General features: G+C 39.9%; 14 protein-coding genes. 13 read left to right on the top strand and 1 reads right to left on the bottom strand.

All coding sequences use genetic code 11. The features are described 5' to 3' along the window. The 13 genes from cybH to CYP05_RS10110 form a co-directional block, all read left to right on the top strand. Positions 1 to 585 (top strand): Ni/Fe-hydrogenase, b-type cytochrome subunit (gene cybH, locus CYP05_RS03190; protein WP_103641970.1); only part of this gene is annotated, 585 nt, incomplete at its 5' end. Further along, the gene (locus CYP05_RS03185) at positions 585 to 1,127 is read left to right on the top strand and encodes a HyaD/HybD family hydrogenase maturation endopeptidase (protein WP_103641959.1); all 543 of its coding nucleotides are present in this window, start codon (positions 585 to 587) and stop codon (positions 1,125 to 1,127) included. The genes cybH and CYP05_RS03185, both read left to right, overlap by 1 nt. Beyond that, entirely contained in the window at positions 1,124 to 2,596 is a 1,473-nt protein-coding gene (locus CYP05_RS03180) for a hypothetical protein (protein ID WP_103641960.1), read from the top strand. The genes CYP05_RS03185 and CYP05_RS03180 overlap by 4 nt, the downstream gene beginning before the upstream one ends. Continuing rightward, the gene (gene hypF, locus CYP05_RS03175; protein ID WP_103641961.1) at positions 2,580 to 4,805 is read left to right on the top strand and encodes a carbamoyltransferase HypF; all 2,226 of its coding nucleotides are present in this window, start codon (positions 2,580 to 2,582) and stop codon (positions 4,803 to 4,805) included. The genes CYP05_RS03180 and hypF overlap by 17 nt, the downstream gene beginning before the upstream one ends. A gap of 45 nt (positions 4,806 to 4,850) precedes the next feature. After that, entirely contained in the window at positions 4,851 to 5,264 is a 414-nt protein-coding gene (nikR, locus tag CYP05_RS03170) for a nickel-responsive transcriptional regulator NikR (protein WP_103606748.1), read from the top strand. A 361-nt stretch (positions 5,265 to 5,625) separates the two neighbouring features. Further along, positions 5,626 to 6,888, top strand: coding sequence for a DUF2157 domain-containing protein (locus tag CYP05_RS03165; protein ID WP_103641962.1), 1,263 nt, complete (start codon positions 5,626 to 5,628; stop codon positions 6,886 to 6,888). Beyond that, the gene (locus CYP05_RS03160; protein ID WP_103641963.1) at positions 6,885 to 7,517 is read left to right on the top strand and encodes a GDYXXLXY domain-containing protein; all 633 of its coding nucleotides are present in this window, start codon (positions 6,885 to 6,887) and stop codon (positions 7,515 to 7,517) included. Before CYP05_RS03165 ends, CYP05_RS03160 begins: the two co-directional genes overlap by 4 nt. A gap of 123 nt (positions 7,518 to 7,640) precedes the next feature. Next, the gene (gene hypB / locus CYP05_RS03155) at positions 7,641 to 8,453 is read left to right on the top strand and encodes a hydrogenase nickel incorporation protein HypB (RefSeq protein ID WP_021093192.1); all 813 of its coding nucleotides are present in this window, start codon (positions 7,641 to 7,643) and stop codon (positions 8,451 to 8,453) included. Next, a complete protein-coding gene (locus CYP05_RS03150; RefSeq protein WP_009293878.1) occupies positions 8,453 to 8,692 on the top strand; it encodes a HypC/HybG/HupF family hydrogenase formation chaperone in 240 nt (79 codons plus the stop codon). The genes hypB and CYP05_RS03150 overlap by 1 nt, the downstream gene beginning before the upstream one ends. After that, positions 8,692 to 9,780, top strand: a complete 1,089-nt coding sequence (gene hypD, locus CYP05_RS03145) for a hydrogenase formation protein HypD (protein ID WP_103641964.1) — start codon at positions 8,692 to 8,694, stop codon at positions 9,778 to 9,780. The genes CYP05_RS03150 and hypD overlap by 1 nt, the downstream gene beginning before the upstream one ends. 8 nt (positions 9,781 to 9,788) lie before the next feature. Beyond that, positions 9,789 to 10,781, top strand: coding sequence for a hydrogenase expression/formation protein HypE (gene hypE, locus CYP05_RS03140; RefSeq protein WP_103641965.1), 993 nt, complete (start codon positions 9,789 to 9,791; stop codon positions 10,779 to 10,781). Beyond that, positions 10,781 to 11,122, top strand: a complete 342-nt coding sequence (hypA, locus tag CYP05_RS03135; RefSeq protein ID WP_021087609.1) for a hydrogenase maturation nickel metallochaperone HypA — start codon at positions 10,781 to 10,783, stop codon at positions 11,120 to 11,122. The genes hypE and hypA overlap by 1 nt, the downstream gene beginning before the upstream one ends. A gap of 196 nt (positions 11,123 to 11,318) precedes the next feature. Beyond that, positions 11,319 to 11,636 carry a hypothetical protein gene (locus CYP05_RS10110; protein WP_258031502.1) on the top strand — a complete coding sequence of 106 codons (318 nt, stop codon included), beginning with the start codon at positions 11,319 to 11,321 and terminating at the stop codon, positions 11,634 to 11,636. 157 nt (positions 11,637 to 11,793) lie between these two features. Here CYP05_RS10110 and CYP05_RS03125 read toward each other — a convergent pair whose 3' ends face one another. Then, positions 11,794 to 14,259 (bottom strand): AsmA-like C-terminal domain-containing protein, encoded by a 2,466-nt coding sequence (locus CYP05_RS03125; RefSeq protein ID WP_103641969.1) that lies wholly within the window; start codon positions 14,257 to 14,259, stop codon positions 11,794 to 11,796. Between the last annotated feature and the right edge of the window lie 18 nt (positions 14,260 to 14,277).

The following is a 14,277-nucleotide window of genomic DNA, read 5'->3' as shown; positions in this document are numbered from 1 at the left end:
ACCGTGAGCGGCTACTACATCTCTTATGTCTTTATGAGCCCAGAGATCACGAGCGAGCCTACAAATTTCATGCAAGCAAAGTGGCGTTTGGCGCACCAGGTCGCTGGCTTTGTGCTAATAGCGGTATTTATCTTTAAATTCTATCTATTTGTCTTTGATAAACACAGCAAAAAAGAGTGGATGAGCGTGCTTGACTTTTTAAGTCCAAAAGTTTGGATCGCACAGATAAAGTACTACATCTTTATGGGACCGCACCCGCATTTAAGGGGCGTTTATAACCCATTGCAGTTTGCCTCATACTTTTTCTTTTACGTCATCTTAGCGCTCATTTGCCTAACTGGCCTAGTGCTTTACGCTCATGTTTATCACAACGGACTTGGCGGAGCGATCTACGAGCCAGCGAGATACTTTGAAGAGCTTATGGGCGGACTAGCAAATGTTAGAACGATACATAGAATTTGTATGTGGATCATCATGATATTTGTGCCTATTCACGTTTATATGGCGATATTTAACGCCGTTAAAGGCAAAAATGGAGCGATGGACGCCATCGTTAGTGGCTATAAATTTGTAAAAGAACACTGATGAGAGTGCTGGTTCTTGGCATTGGCAACGTGATGTTTGCTGATGAGGGCATAGGTGTTCATTTTGTAAATTTGATGGCTAAAAACTATAAATTTACAAGTTCTAAAAACGAGCTTACTCTAATGGACGGGGGCACTTTAGCCCTCGCTCTAACTCACATAATAAGCGAATTTGACTATCTTATCGTCGTTGATTGCATTAGCGCAAATGGCGCAAGCGTGGGCGATGTTTATTTTTTTGATTTTCTAAACGTACCAAATTTTATCAGCTGGGACGGCTCGGCTCACGAGATCGAGATGCTTCAAACCCTTCATCTAATGGAGCTTGCAGGCGATAGACCGATAACCAAAATCCTAGGCATCGTGCCTAGCCGCATAGAGTCATCAAATTTTAGCCTCTCAGATGAAGTGATTAAAGCTTCTAATATCCTAGAAAAAACGCTGCTTGATCACTTAAAAGAGCTTGATTTTAAGTGTGAAAAGGTAGCAAATTTCACCCTAAATGACACCCTCGATGACTACGCCAAAAAAGGTTTAAAATGATACTTGCTTTTAAATTTGACTGCTTTAAAGAGCCAGCATTTTTGGCGCCATTTTTACGCTCATTAGCTGGGGAGCTTAAGCACTCTATAAGCTGTAAAAATGATCAAATTTCCCTAAAAGTAAGTGGCTCTGCCAATGAGCTTAGCGCCATAGCAGATAGAGCAAGCGCCATTTTGCCTTATAGCCTTTTTATAAAGCATAGCGAGGTTGATGTGGCAGATGAGCTTGACGTGGCAGATGAGATTAAAAAGATAAAATTTGGCACGCTTAGTCCGTCTCAAGCGGCGGCATTTTTGGCTAATGGCAAGGCTATTTTAAATGAAAGCGGCGTGCTCTCTTTGAGTAAATTTGATGGCGAGATAACGCTTGATAATTTTAATGAAAAGCAAAAAACCTGCCTAAATTTATTAAAAAATGGTAAGGGCGTTTGCATAGAGCAAGATGAAAATTTATATGAAATTTCTCTTGGGGTAAAATTTGATGCAAATTTCTTGATGCCTGTAAATTTAAAAGAGCTACCTAAAATTTTTATAGCCGATGATAGGGCGCAGATCGCGCTTGCTAGCTTTGAAAAGCCACTTTTAGCGCTAAAGACGACAGCCATTTATAGGCAAAACCACGAGGACGCACCGCTATTTTTTGACGTGATGGCGCCAAATGACCTTTTTCTTTACGCCCTTTGCGAGCAGCTAAACAAAGAGGGCTTTAGCTTTTTAAGCGTTTCTGTAAAGGAGCAAAAAAACGCTCTTTCAAGGCTTGCTTTGCTTGAAAATAGCGCGCTTTTAAGCCCATTTTTTTATACAAAAGATGAGGAATTTGAGCTTAGTTATTTGGGCGAAGTGGCTTTGGGGCTAAAATTTAGCAAATTTAGCGATGATGAAATTTGCCTGCTTTCAAAATCAAGCAAAACGCAGCTTCTATTTTTACCAAAATTTAGCAGCTTTGAAGAAATTTATGAGCTCATAAGAGCTGATGAGAGCGGCGAAAGACTACTTGAAAACTTCAGTAAAGAGAGCGCCCTGCCAAGTGGTAAATTTAGCTTAAATGCTAGCTTTTTCTCGCTATTTTGCATAGCTGGACGCTTGCTTGGTTTAAGCAGTGACTTTAAAAAAGCAGGGGAGAATTTACTCCTTATGGCAAGCGATTTTAGCGGTCAAAAGGGCGTTAGGATAGATTATAAAATGAAAGATGACTTTGGTTTAGACGGTGTTAAGTTTGTAAAAAGTATCATTTCATTTATCCTTGCTGGCACTGGAGAGAAGAATATCAGCTTTGGTTGCACCGAGTCTTTGGCGCATTTTTTGAGCGATTTTAGCTATGAAAAACGAGATAAATTTAACATCAAAAATGTTACTTTAAGCGGGGATTTATTTTATAATAAGGTAGTTAGCAACTTGATAAAAAAGCACCTAAACCCAAATATAAAAACAAATTTTGACCCCGGATTTGGCATTGAGATCAAGCTTTAGATATGAGATCAAAGGTTTAGTTCAAGGCGTTGGTTTTAGACCTTTTGTCTATACTTTAGCGGACAAATTTAAGCTAGTTGGCGAAATTTACAACGATGACGAGGGCGTGAAGCTAAATTTTAGCGGCGAAGAGGCTAGCTTTTTGGCTTTTGAAAAAGAGCTTTATGAGAAGCTGCCAGCCCTTGCTAGGATCGATGAACTGCATAAATTTAAGATAGATAAAATTTACGAAAAACTTGAGATCATCGCTTCAAAGTCGGCTACCAAGCAAGCGCCTATCTTGCCTGATTACGCACTTTGCGATGACTGCTTGCGCGAGTTTTATGACCCCACAAATCCACGCTACAAATACCCATTTATAAACTGCACCAACTGCGGACCGAGATTTTCCATCATCAAAGCATTGCCTTATGACAGGGTAAATACAACGATGAACGAGTTTAAGATGTGTAAATTTTGTGAGAGCGAGTATAAAGACCCACTTAATCGCCGCTACCACGCAGAGCCGATCTCTTGCCCAAACTGCGGGCCAAAACTCTATCTAAAAGATAAATTTGGCAAAGTCTTGGCTAGTAAAAACGAAGCAGCCAAAGAGGCGGCTAAGCTCATAAACGAGGGCAAAATTTTAGCCATTAAGGGGCTTGGTGGCTTTCATCTGGTTTGCGACGCGACAAATGAAGCCGCAGTTTGCGAGCTAAGAGCCAGAAAACACCGCCCAAGCAAGCCCTTTGCTCTGATGAGTAAAAATTTACAAAACGCTAGAGAGATAGCGCAAATTTCAGAGGCGGAGGCGAAGCTTCTTAGCTCAAATTTAAAGCCTATCGTCTTGCTTGAAGCAAAAAACGGCTCAAATATCGCAAAAAGCGTCGCGCCAAATTTAAATAAGCTTGGCGTCATGCTCGCATTTAGCGGCATTCATCTTTTGCTATTTGATTATTTAGAGCACGACATCATCGCAACTAGCGCAAACATCTCAGGCGAGGTTGTGATAAAAGATGAGAGCGAGCTAAGGGAAAAACTAGGTGAGGTTATAGACTTTTACCTTGATCACGACCGAGAAATTTACTCGCCAAGTGACGATAGTATCGCATTTTGCGTTGGCGATGAAGTGATTTTTACAAGGACAAGCCGTGGGCTAAATCCAAATTTCATACATACAAATTTTAAGCAAAAAGGGACATTTTTAGCACTTGGAGCGGAGCTAAAGAGCTCATTTTGCATCTACAAAGACGGACTTTTGATGATCAGTCCATATATCGGCGATCTAAAAAACGTAGCGACTTTTGATAGGTTTAAAGACATTTTCACCCTTTTTGAAACGACTTATGATCTAAAAATAGACAAAGTTATAGCCGATTTGCATCCAAATTTTTTAAATACAAAATGGGCAAAGGATCAGGGCTTTGAGCTAATTCATCTGCAGCATCACTACGCGCATTTGCTAAGTGTCATCTTTGAAAATGATTTGCCAGACAAAGAGTATCTTGGCTTTTGCTTTGACGGTACTGGATATGCAGAGGATGGCAAAATTTGGGGTGGCGAGGTCTTTAGGCTAGATAAAAATAGCTACAAAAGGGTTTATCACTTTGATGAATTTAGCTTATTTGGCGGCGAAAATAGCATAAAAAATATCTACCTCATCGCTTATTCTATTATTTTGAAGTATGAGCTTGAGGACGAGGGGCGTAAATTTTTAGTAAATTTTGATGAAAAGGTGCTTAGAAATTTCAAGATGATGGAGCAAAAGGGGCTAAATTTAGTAAAAACTAGCTCTGTTGGTAGGATATTTGACGCATTTGGTGCGATAATATGTGGCATTTTTAGCTCAAGCTACGAGGGAGAGAGTGGCATGAGGCTTGAGGCGCTTTATGATAAAAATTTAGATGCGTGTTACAAATTTAGCCTAAATGACGGAGTTATCGGCTTTAAAGATGCCTTTAAAAGCGCTTTAAAAGATGAGCCAAGAGTTGCTGCAACGGCATTTATAAATGGCATGGCTGATATTATTTTTGAAATTTCTAAAAATGAGAAAAAAGAGATTTTATTAAGTGGCGGCGTCTTTCAAAATAAGACTTTGCTTGAGCTTATTTACAAAAAATTTACTGAAGCAAATTTGAAATTTTATATCAATAAGAAATTCTGCAGTAACGATTCTAACGTAAATTTAGGGCAAATTTATTATTATTTATCCACATTTTCTAATAAGTGATGTATAATGATTATAAACGGTAATCAAACGAGAAAGGAGCAAAAAATGGATAGTGTTATACGTTTTAGTGTTTCTTTGCCTAGTCAATTGCTAGACGAACTAGATAGAAAAGTTAGCGAACAAGGCTACGCTTCTAGGAGTGAATTTACAAGGGATTTGATCCGTGAAAAGATCGTAAGCGACAGCTGGAAGGACGCTGACGAGGAGTTGATTGGGGTTTTGACGCTCATTTATGTGCATCATCACAACGATTTGGTGAATAAAAAAATGGATATCGAGCATGACTCTGATGTGAAGATCATCTGCACAAATCACGTTCATGTCGATCACCACAACTGCCTAGAAACGATCTCGATAAGAGGTGAGGCTAGCAAGATAGAGCGCTTTGCTGACAGGATTGCTGGCTTAAAGGGTGTTAAGTTTTCTAAACTTACAAAGGCCGCTGTGCCTAAATTTTAAGCTAAAAGCTTTTTTGGCTCTTAAATTTAGGTTTTTTGTAAATAGCTAGCAGCGCTTTCTTGGCTGCAGAGCTTGTCTTATTTTGTCTTTTTGGTTGTTTTTAGCAGTTTTTGTGATCTATTTTTGCAAATTGATAGCGGGTTTTGCTATTTCTTGCTTGCCTGATATCTTTTTGTGGCGAAAGTTTGATGACCGTTTGTTTTTTTTACTTGGGCTTTGGCTAAAGCTAAATTTGCAAAAGCCCGCCCAAGTTTTTTGGCTTTAAATTTCTCCCTTTTTTTTGCTTTATTTTTGTTCTAGCATTTTTGGCGCTTGTATGCTATCATTAGCCACAAAAAATGTCATTTAAAGAGAATGAAAGATGAATTTTTACAATAGAAATTTTCTAGCCAAAGAGCTAGATCGCTGGCAAAAAGAGGATGTGGTCGATAAGGCCACCGCTTTAAAAATAGCAAATTTATATGATATAGATATAAACGCTCATAGCGAAAAGACTAGCTTTATCTTAAAGTTGGTTGCCTATCTCTTTTTCGCGCTTGCATTTTTTACGCTAGTTGGCGCAAACTGGGAGGAGATGCCAAGGCTGATACGCTTGGTGCTTGTGCTATTTACGCTTGGACTTGTAAATTTTGGCGGAGTTTATTATCTCAAAAAGGGCAAAGATAAGCTTGGCACGGCTACGCTCTTTTTGGGAAATTTCTGCTACGGAGCAGCCATAGCGCTTATCGCTCAAATTTATAACATTAGCGACGAGCCAAGCGGTGGAGTTTTGCTCTGGAGCGTTGGAGCAATGGCGCTCTCTTTTGCTAGCAAAAAGGGTCTGCTAGTGGCTCAAAGCCTTGTCTTTGCGACGATCTGGTTTGTTTTAAAGGGCATGGGCGGCGAGTTTGCTTATGAATTTATCGTCTTTATAGCCCTTGGCGCCTACACGCTTTACAAAAGTGACTCGGCATTTCTTGCGATTGTGCTTTTAGCGGATATATTTTTATACATCGTTTCACTTTGCGCTAGGATCAGTGGGTTTAACGAATTTTATGACTATGATCTTATGTTTAGAGCGCCGATGGCTGCTACTTTATCGCTCTCATACGCGCTTTTACTTGTCGCGCTCTTTAGCCCGTTAGCTGGCTTTAGAGATAGGCTAGCGCACCTTGTAAAAGGCTTTGGCAAGTATCTTGGCATCATTATCTTGATCGTTTGCCTGATAGCTTATGCAAATGGCGACATCTACGAGCTAGAAGAAGATAAATTTTGGTTTGCAAAAGCATTTTTTTATAGCAGTTTTGGCAAGGTTTTTGCTGTATTTGGCATCGCTAGCATTGCGCTATTTTTCAAAGAGAAAAACAAAAGCGGCTTGCTTCTTGGCTTGATACTCTTTGCTTTGCCATTTGTCTTTAGCTTAGGCGTGGGATATGCAAATATCTTCTTCTCGCTAGCAAACATCATCGTCGCAGCCGTGCTTATCAAAAATGGCGAGCTAACGCTTGGACTATGCATGATATTCTTAGTTGCGGTGGTTAGATACTTTGAGCTAATAGGCGATTATTTGGGGGCTACGGCGCTATTTATCATCTTTGCCTTCGTCGTGCTCGCAGTTGCTGCTAAAAAAGGACGTACAAAATGAAGATAAGATCACTAATACTAGCTATAATCTTTCAAATTTTACTAATAATTGCGATGCTCGCATACGCGCTCATGCCACTTTACCTTGGAAAAGAGATAAAAGTGAGGGTAAATCTCTACGATCCAAGGGATCTCTTTCGCGGAAACTACGTGAGCTTGAGCTATGATTTTTCAGATTTTTCAAATCTGCAGCAGTCTAAATTTGATGAAAAAACTGGCGTTGAGATATATATATATGATAGAAATATCTCAAAAAATGATGAAATTTACGCCATTTTAAAGCAAGATGCTAATGCCACTTACGCTTTTGATAAATTTAGCTTTACTAAGCCAAAAGACGTTCTTTTCTTAGCTGGTAAATTTGATGGATATTCATTTGTAAAATACGGCATCGAAGAGTTTTACATGCCAACTAAAAAGGCAAAGCAGACTGAGCGAGAGATGATGGATCAAGACGTGGATGCTGTTGCTGTTTTGATGGTGATGGATGATGGCAGGGCAAGGCTAAAAGATCTCATCATCACGCCAAATGGCAAAAAAAGAAGCAATGATGAAAATTTTGATGAAAATGGCTACACAGATGATAACGAGAGCTTTGAAGAGCCAGTTCGCTTGCAAGATCAAAGGTAAATTTAAAGGATAATTAAAAAACGGGTTAATTTATCTCATTTGCATAAAATGCCCTTAAATTTTAATTTTATTTTTAAATTTAAGCGTTAAAATCTCTGAAAATTAATAAAAAAGGATAATAAAATGTGTAAAGATTGCGGTTGTTCAATGGGTAATCACGCCCACACTCACACTCATGCTGATGGCACCACTCACTCACACCCACACACTCACGACGGGCATACGGATCACGCTCATGACGCACACGAGCATAGTCACGAGGCTCACGCACACCCTGTGCTAAACGAGAGCAAAACCATAGACGTGATAGAGAAAATTCTATCTGAAAACGACAAAGAGGCTGCTCACAACAGAGCGCATCTTGATGAGAAAAAGATACTTTGTGTAAATTTGATGAGTAGTCCAGGCGCTGGCAAGACTACGCTTTTGGAGGCTACGATAAAGGCTGGTAAATTTAAAATAGGCGTTGTCGAGGGAGACTTGGAGACCAATCAAGATGCCGACCGCATAGTAAAAGCTGGCGCAAAAGCTCATCAGATAAGCACAGGTCAGACCTGCCACTTAGACGCTTTTATGGTGCATGAGGGACTTCATCACCTGCCGTTAAATGAGCTTGATCTAGTCTTTATAGAAAATGTTGGAAATTTAGTTTGCCCTGCAAGCTACGATGTCGGCTCACACTTTAACGCTGTGCTTCTTTCAGTGCCAGAGGGCGATGATAAGGTGAGCAAATATCCAGTGATGTTTAGGGCTGCTGACGTGCTTTTAATCACAAAAGCATCGCTTGCGCCACACTTTGACTTTGACATCGAGCGAGTGAAAAACGACGCTAGAAAGCTAAATCCAAAGGTCGATATCTTTGTAGTAGATAGCAAAACAGGCGAGGGCATCGATAAATGGATAAGTTATTTGGAATTTAAAAAAGAGCTAAGATAATGTGCCTCTCAATACCTTCAAAAGTAATAGAAATAGATGAAAATAACGTTGCCACCGTTGAGACACTGGGCGTTACCAGAAAAGTAAGCCTAGATCTCATCTCTGAAGAGGTAAAAGTTGGCGAATACGTGCTAATTCACGTTGGATACGCCATGCAAAAGATCGACACGCAGTTTGCGCTTGAGAGCTTGGAGGTCTATCAAAAGATCGCTGAAGATATGGACGCGGGGAAAATTTGATGGATCTTATCAATGACTTTCGCGATAAAAATTTAATCCTAGCCCTTTCAAAACTCATACAAAAAGAGAGCGTAAAACCGCTAAATATCATGGAAATTTGTGGCGGCCACACGCATAGCATTATGAAATTTGCACTGCCAAGCTTGGTTGGAGAGCATATAAATTTCGTCCATGGCCCAGGCTGTCCAGTCTGCGTGATGCCAAAGAGCCGCATAGACGAGGCCTGTAAGCTTGCTAGTATGGAGAATGTGATCTTTTGCACGCTAGCTGACATGCTAAGAGTGCCTGGCTCAAAGACAAGCTTGCAAAAGCTTCGCGGCGAGGGACACGACATAAGGGCACTTTACACACCACTTGATGCGCTAAATATCGCTAAACAAAACCCAGACAAAAATGTCATATTTTTTGCTATTGGCTTTGAGACGACGACTCCGATGAGCGCAAATTTGGTTGAAAAAGTGGTGCAAGAGGGCATTAAAAATTTATACTTTCATATAAATCACGTGACCGTCCCAGCTCCAGTTAGAGCTATAATGAGCGACGAAAACGTAAGGATAGACGCATTTTTGGGACCAAGTCACGTAAGCGTCATCACGGGTAGCAAAATTTATAAAGAGCTAGCGAGTGAATTTAAAAGACCGATTGCCATTAGCGGTTTTGAGCCGCTTGACATCATGGCAAGTGTGCTAAATTTAGTCCGTCAGCAAAACGCAGGCACATATGAAGTCTATAACGAGTACGCAAGGGCGGTTAAAGAGGAGGGCAACGTCAAGGCAAAAGAGCTCATCGCTAAGTATTTTGAGCCGTGCGACTTTGTCTGGAGAGGTCTTGGCGAGATAGCGCAAAGCGGTATGAAGCTAAAAGATGAGTTTGCCTATCTTGACGCTAGAGTGCAGTTTGACTGCAGCGTAGAGAGCGCTGGCGAGAGCAAGGCTTGCATTTGTGGGCAAATTTTAAGAGGGCTAGCAAAGCCGACTGATTGTAAGGTCTTTGGCAAGGTTTGCAACCCGCAAAATCCGATAGGATCGTGCATGGTATCAAGCGAGGGCGCTTGTGCGGCATATTTTAAATACGCAAGAGTTGGTTAAGGAATTTAATGAAAAAGATAATGCTAAGCCACGGCGGCGGCGGCGAGGAGATGAACTCGCTTATAAACGAGACGATATTTAAAATTTTTGATAATGAAATTTTAAGGCAGAGCAACGACTCAGCGATACTAAATTTAAACGGCAAGATCGCATTTAGCTCCGATAGCTTTGTGGTAACTCCCATTTTTTTTAATGGCGGCGACATCGGTAAGATCGCAGCTTGCGGCACGATAAACGACCTTGCGATGGTTGGAGCAAGCGCAAAATATCTAAGCTGCTCGCTCATCATTGAAGAGGGGCTTAGTATAGAGGAGCTCGAGCGTGTGCTTGGCTCGCTTGCAAAAACTTGTAAAGATAGCGGCGTGAGCGTAGTTTGTGGCGATACGAAGGTCGTGCCAAAGGGCAAATGCGACAAAATTTTTATAAACACAGCAGGTATCGGCGAGATAGTTTGCGAAGGCGTGGAGCTTAAAAATTTAAAAGCAGGGGCAAAAATTTTAATCTCTGGAGATGTTGGCAGACACGGCGGTGTGGTGCTAGCAGCAAGAGAGGAATTTGAGCTTGGTCTTGATCTAAAAAGTGACTGCAAGAGCCTAAAAGAGGTTGTTTTAAAGCTGCTTAGCTCTGGCATAAAGCCACAAACTATGCGTGATGCGACAAGGGGCGGACTAAGTGCGGTGCTAAATGAGTGGGCTAAATTTAGCAAATTTGACATCTTAGTTTTTGAAGAAAATATCAAGGTCGCAGACGAGGTGATGGGCGTTTGCGAGCTGTTTGGATTTGAGCCTTATGAACTTGCAAATGAGGGCACTTTTGTGATGGCTGTCGATGAGAGCCAGGCTGAAGAGGCACTTAAAATTTTAAGAGAATTTGATCAAAACGCGATGATAATTGGCAAGGTTTTGGAAGCTAAAAACGAGCGTGTCATCATCGAAAACGCCTATAAATCAAGAAGATTTCTCGAGCCGCCAAAGGGTGAGCTACTACCAAGGATCTGCTAATGCACGAGCTTAGTATCGTTCAAAATTTAGTCAGTCTTTGCGAGAAAAATGCTGCCAAAGAAAACGCCAAAGAGATAAGTAAGATCGAGATAAAAGTTGGCCGCTTAAGCGGAGTGGAGCCACACTATCTAGAGAGTGCCTTTGATGTTTATAAGACTGGCACGATCTGCGAAAACGCCGAGCTAGTCATAAATTTACAAGGCATTGTTGTAGAGTGTTTGGATTGTGGATTTGGCGGGGAGCTTAGCGAAAATGACTTTACCTGTCCAAAGTGTAAAAGCCAAAATTTAAAGGTGACTGACGGCGAGGATATGTATCTTATGCGCCTTGAGATGAAGTAAAATTTTACGTATTATAGTGCGTAAAATTTTATGAATTTATTGATTTTTATGGATAGTGTTAAATTTTTCTCAATCAAACGCCTAAAGAGCTATAAAAACGAGTAAGAGCATAAAAAGAACTTTTTGCTAGTACAGGCTGGCTTAAAAACTTGGTATTTTGGAAATTGCCACTAGAAATTTAGCTTTTAAGGCTTTGGTGGATAATAATAAGGTAGATATTTTAAGCTCTTTTGGCGGCTACTTTGAGCTAGATGATCTCTTTGTCTCAAAGCAAACTTTTGGATTTTGGGCAAAAAACATCGATGAAGCCAAAATTTACAATGATACCTTCAATCTTGATAAGCTTGATTTTAAAAAGTATTTTAAATTTAACCGCAAAAATAAACTTTTAAACTATCAAAAAGTAAAGATTTTATATGACCTTGCTGTTAAAATTCGAAATCGAGCATTTCATTTTGAAAATCTTTATAAGTTAAATGACGATCAAACGCCGAGAATTTCAACTAAACTTTAGTAGGCATTGATCCGCAAATGTTAGAAGATTTCATTAATGATGCATTGTTTTGTTTTGATGAGGGTCTGGCAAGATACTTAGAATGAGTGGCGGATAATAAGCTCCGCCGTAAATTTTGTAAAAGTCAGACTAAACAATAATATTTTTGCGCAACACTTTACTCAAATATCAAAAACGGAGCTTGCAGGACGTTTCTTATTATCTTTAGTGGCGAGAGCAGGGCGTCTTGCAAGATCTGCGTCGAGTACTCCGGCTTTTCAGTCGTGCCACGTATGGCGATGACGGTTGAGAGCGAGCGGTCTTTGCCAAGGATGATTTGGTTGATAAGTGGGATCTTGTCGATGATACCGCTTGCGTCTTTTAGTATCTTTAGCTCAAGGTCGATGTTTATCTTTTTGCTCTTTAGATCGATCGTGCCGCGTCCGCCGATATCTGCGCTCGTGCCTATCATCTCAATCGCTAAAAACTCGATCACGTCGCCCTTTCTTGTAAGTAAAATTTTGCCGTTTTTAACAGTAAAGCCCTTGTCGTTAAAGTCAGGCGTTTTAAAGCTAAGAAGCGACGGCACCGAGTTTAGAAAGCTTAAAAGCCTTTGATAAAAGATGTAGTCTTTTAGATACGTGCCAAAAAATCTCACCTCAGCCTTGAAATTTTTAGAGCTCTCCCCAAGCATTTTTAGGCGAAATTTACCGCCCTCAAAGCTCTTTATGCCAAAAAGGTCGTTGATAAACTCGCCGCTTATATCAGTTGCATCTAAATTTATGCTTTTCTCATCGCTAAAATATCCGACTCTGCCTTGTTTTGCTAGCCCATTTAGAGAGGTGCTTTTGCCCTTTTTTTCGGCGCTAAAGCTAGTAAATGGCAAGGTTTTGTTTAGATCTTGCAAGATGATGTCGCCATTTTTTGCAAAGAGCTCAAGTGGCGTGCTTTGCTCTTTTGTGCTGTTGTCATCAAGGACAAGCAAATTTAGGTCGTTGCTCTTAGCCTCTATGCCTTTTTCGGCGATATTTAAAGAGAGTTTTTTGCTTGCACTCTGCACCTTTACGCCAGCCTTTGAGACCGTGATCAAAAAGTCGTCACTATCATATTTTGAGCCATTTTTATCCAAAAACGGCATGTCAAATTTAAGCCCTTTTGCCAAAATTTCAAGATTAGTAAAGTCCTTGCTTTTTATGCTCACATTTTCAAAGCCAAGCACACCATTTTGCTTTAAAACTGGGGAGTTTTGCATGATAAAGTTGCTATTTTTCGTAGCTATCAAGCTCTCATTGCCAAAGCTTAAATTTAGTCCAAAAGGCTCAATGCTAAGCGTGGTCTCACTTGGCTTACTAAAGTCAAGAAGCGCGCTAAATGGTTCATTTTTAAAGGCTAAAATTTCATCATTTTTCTCTTTTAGATCAAAGCTTTCTATGACGCCTTTTATCTCGCCGATGCTTTTTTGTAAATTTATATCTGCTTTTGCATTTGCTCTGAAAAAATCAAGCCCAAAGCCGCTTGCATCGATGTTTAGCACAGAAGTATTTACGAGCTTTACAAGGGCACTTTTAGCGTTAAATTTACTCCCAGCGATATCTAAAACAGCATCACTTATCTTAAAGTCGCCATTTGCGATGACGCTCTTTTCGTCAAAATTTTCTAAGCTCTTTTCATCAAGCTTTATCAAAATTTTTAAGCTAGCGTCCATTTTGCCGCTTAGCTGCCTAACTGGCACGTTGATCTTATAAGCTCTTAGTATCTCATTTATCGCCTCATCGTAAATAGAATTTGTCTTTATAAAAAGCTCTAAATTTGCACTCTTTTCATCAAAGATGTTATTTATCGCGACATTTGAGCCATCAAGCTTTTTGCCTTTATAAACTGGAGCTGTAAGGTCAAATTTAAGCTTCGAGTTATTAAGCGTGATGTTTGCCTCACCTACATTTACAGCTGGCAAGCCTTTATCAAATTTAACAAGTAAATTTTTGGCATTTGCAGTCGCATTTAGATCGTTTAGATAAAAGTCATTTTTGGCAATATCGACCTTGCCGTTTATCTCATTTAGGTGATAGTCATCAGCCACGATGTAGCCATATATCCAGTTTTTAACCTCGCTGTTTAGGTGTATGCGACTATCAAGCTCAGCGATGAAGTCCTTGATACTGCCAGCATTTACGTCATAGGCTTTGTAGGTTAAAAGTGTATCTTTTAAGGCAAAGCTAAGCTTGCCATTTAACTCGTGCGAGGTGAAATTTCCATCAAATTTATAGTCATCCTTGTCAAAATTTGCACTGCCCTCGCCGCTAATGCTGACGTTAAAATCTTTAAGGCTTAAATTTTTTACTATGAAGCGATCTATGCCATCTTTCTGCTTATTTTGAAATTTGATATCGATGTTTAGATAAGGGCTATCAACGAAAAATATATCATCTAAAAATAAAATTTTGATCTTAAAATCATTGCCGATTTGCACGCTCTCAAGCGAAATTTCTTGAAAAAAGGTCTCAAGATAATCAACGCCTTGACTAAGGTTTAAAAGTTGCTTGTCGCTGGCTTTTTGCTCTGCGTTTTGTTTAAAATTAGGTAGTTTGATCTGCTTTGCTCTTACAATTAATTTTTTATCTAACTTTATATATAATTGCTCCAATTTTACGACGTAAAACTC

The sequence above is a fragment of the Campylobacter concisus genome (assembly GCF_002913545.1).
GTDB lineage: Bacteria > Campylobacterota > Campylobacteria > Campylobacterales > Campylobacteraceae > Campylobacter_A > Campylobacter_A concisus_AV.
The sequence above is the reverse complement of the archived record's forward strand: the minus strand, read 5'-3'. Positions and strand labels throughout refer to the sequence as shown.